The sequence below is a fragment of the Flavitalea sp. genome, from assembly GCF_035489435.1.
Classification (GTDB): Bacteria; Bacteroidota; Bacteroidia; order Chitinophagales; family Chitinophagaceae; genus DATHKG01.
Genome location: NZ_DATHKG010000002.1, coordinates 1 through 2,987, shown reverse-complemented (window position 1 = coordinate 2,987; position 2,987 = coordinate 1). Strand labels below are relative to the sequence as shown.

At 40.3% G+C, this 2,987-nt stretch carries 3 protein-coding genes; 2 read left to right on the top strand and 1 reads right to left on the bottom strand.

Translation table 11 applies throughout. The annotated features are described in order from the left end of the window. Positions 1–957, bottom strand: a 957-nt coding sequence (gene legP / locus VK664_RS00035) for a Dot/Icm T4SS effector Zinc-dependent metalloprotease LegP (protein ID WP_461396535.1), incomplete at its 3' end; no start/stop codon positions are given. A 653-nt stretch (positions 958–1,610) separates the two neighbouring features. Here legP and VK664_RS00030 point away from each other — a divergent pair. Together VK664_RS00030 and VK664_RS00025 are read left to right on the top strand one after the other, a co-directional pair. Beyond that, the gene (locus VK664_RS00030) at positions 1,611–2,111 is read left to right on the top strand and encodes a phosphoglycerate mutase family protein (RefSeq protein ID WP_461396534.1); all 501 of its coding nucleotides are present in this window, start codon (positions 1,611–1,613) and stop codon (positions 2,109–2,111) included. Between the two features lie 374 nt (positions 2,112–2,485). Then, the gene (locus VK664_RS00025; RefSeq protein ID WP_461396533.1) at positions 2,486–2,644 is read left to right on the top strand and encodes a hypothetical protein; all 159 of its coding nucleotides are present in this window, start codon (positions 2,486–2,488) and stop codon (positions 2,642–2,644) included. The last annotated feature ends 343 nt before the right edge of the window (positions 2,645–2,987 follow it).

The window sequence follows — 2,987 nt, the reverse complement described above, 5'->3', positions numbered from 1 at the left end:
CGGTGCCACAAAAGGCGGTTGGAATGGTGGCCAGAACGGCGGTCTAAACGGTGCCACGAAAGGTGGCAGGAACGGTGTCAAGAACGGCGGTCTAAACGGTATCGTGAAAGGCGGAACAAAAGGTAGACCACCGCAATAAATTGTCCGGATAGCATTAATATCACCTTGTGAAAGACCATTTCGCTGCCCCATTACTACACCTGCAGGAAGAGTTTGCAGAGGAATAATTGTATCCTGGTTATTATTCGAAAATGCATCCCGGGAATAATGCATTATCGAACCGTAATCGTAATTGCCTATGTCCTCGCCATCTGTGATGTGTTGGGAAAAATTGTGTTGCATTGCAGGATCAATATTTGCCCATACGATCCGAATAAACTGATCACGGTCTTCCCTGCTCTGTTCATGCCAAAGCCCTACAGTATGCCCAATTTCATGAATCGTATTGCCGGTTGTACAGCTGGGTCCTAAGGTAATAATTTGTTGACCCAGCCGACGACCCACATTTGAAGAACAGCCAGAACCGGTCTGGAATAGCACAAAATCGGGGTGTTGACCTGCATTTTGAGGAGTGCGCAAAATGAATCGAATACAAGTGTTAGCTTCCCAATGAGCTATGGCATCTGTTATCCTTTGCTGATTGGTTACATTGGTAGCAATTTCATACGGTATCGTGGCATTGGGCCAGCGAACCTGTGGCCCGGTAACGACAACAGCGTGAGCTATCTCGGAATCTGAAATAATATGATCGCGGATTTCATCAATCCTCCCTAAAATGATATCCCCTTCAAACATAGCATACCCATCAACTTCTGCATATTGAAGCCCCTTTCGGGAAAAGGTAGCACCAGAGATTATTGCTGTTCCCTCTATGGGTCCTGATCGGTATTCTCCTTCCTTCTTTGGGCCTGAAGAATTTTTCTGACCTAAAGTTTTACTTTTTGCAGTCTTCGCCATACGATATTTATTTTGGTTAGAAGATATTGTACCACAAAATAATTAGGTACTCACATGGTCTGCATTCAGATCAACTATGCCTGACTTTGCGTCATTAGTATTCCAAAATTAACCTGGACTACAAATAATACTTTTTTCAAGTTTTTAAAAATGTAAGTACAAAAATAGATAAGCATTTCGGGCAGGAGAAGAGAAGAAAAAGCTATCAATAAGTACGGAGAAGTGTACACCGAAACCAAACAAGTTGGTTAAATGATTTTTTGAGAGCAATGATATACTTGCTATGAAATGGAAAGTTAAAGTTATTCTATCTATATTAAAAAAAAAAAAACAGGAGTCATTACCCGCTCTTGCCACAAGCACAACATCAAACCTGGCTATCTGATAAATCCCAGGAATTGCAAAAATCTTTCTTACTTACTAAAATTTTTGCCAATCCAATTTTTATTGAATCACTATCCATGATCCGGTGGTGGATGGATATATGCAGCAACTCAGTCCATCGGTATCGACATCACTGGCAATTCCGCAATTGACTTACCACTAAAATGGTATTGGTATGGGGATTAAGATCATCTATATTCGTTTTAGCCGTATACTTTAGGTAAATGGGACACCAGGTTCTCACTCGCATGTATTATAAACTTTCTCAAATGAAAACGCTTTTTTTGAGCATGTTGGTTTGTATTTGTTATTCTTCTTGTACCACGTACTATTATGTTGTCCGGCATGCCGACCGCCTTGACAACTCAGATCATTCGCCCCTTTCTGAAATTGGGTTTACCAGAGCAGAAATTTTGCGTGATAATTTGTTCCCAAAAGGAATTGATTCCATTTTTGCCTCGACCTACATACGTACGCAACAAACGGCGAGGCCTTTGGCGACTAAACTAAGGAAGTCTATTCGGATATACGACAAGGATACTACTCCGGCCCTTATCAGCGCGTTAAAGAGAATTAGTGGAAAGGACGTGCTGATTGTGGGTCATTCAGACAATGTGCCCACAATTGTATTTGGACTCTCAGGCAAATCGATTCCTGCAATCACCCACGAGGATTTTGATAACCTATATGTAATTAAGATTTATAAATTTGGCAATACTAAAAGAACATTATGGCATAAAGCCTACGGGCCACCTTCTCCGGCACCCTGATAACTACTTTTCTCAGGCACAAAATTCCTGAGGCAAATTTATCCAGGCACCTCAGTTACAATACAATTTTTGCAGCATCTCCAACCAGCGGACCAAATTTTGTAATTCTATTATATTCAGTTTGTGCTTGATGGAATTCTATTTATATGTTTTGCTATTACCTTCATCTACAGTTTTTCAATTAGCTTTAGTTGTGGGCAGAATTGATTCAGTTTCCCACCATCGCAAAGCCCTGTTCGTTAGCAATAATGGTAGTAAGAACTTCAATGGACTTTTCACTATTTATTCTTATTTGTCTCCTCAAAAAAAAGTTCAGCTAAACAATGTACGACGCTTATCGTATATTTTGTACTTTAGCCAGATAAATCTAAGACATGAAGTTTTTGTCAACACATACAGCTCTTCCCAGGTCCTATCTAAAACAAAATGATAAGGAGAACTATTTAGTGAGTCTGTTACAAGCAATTAAGTACAGTCCTAATCCCGGATTATTACTTGATCCCCTGGAGCAAACAGGCATCAAGTGGCGGTAAGACCAAGACCAAGAGCTGTTTTAAGAACAATGCCACTGCTAAAAATTGCTTGCAGATGCAGTGGCTAATGCGCTACAATGAATCGACAGAACATTTTTTTACCTTGAAAAATAAATCAACTTTAGTACTTCTAATGCCGCTACCTCGGCAAGCAGTCGAATGTTGTGTACTATTAAATATGAAACATTTATCACTGGCTTTACGTAAACCTCTAACCAGAACCACGACTGAATTTCAAAATGTGCCGGTTACATTTGTCGCTTACTAAAAAATGATCGATGGACGAACAGCAACCGCTTCACCGGACACCCAGGCGCAACAAACAGCAATTACTTGAATTGAT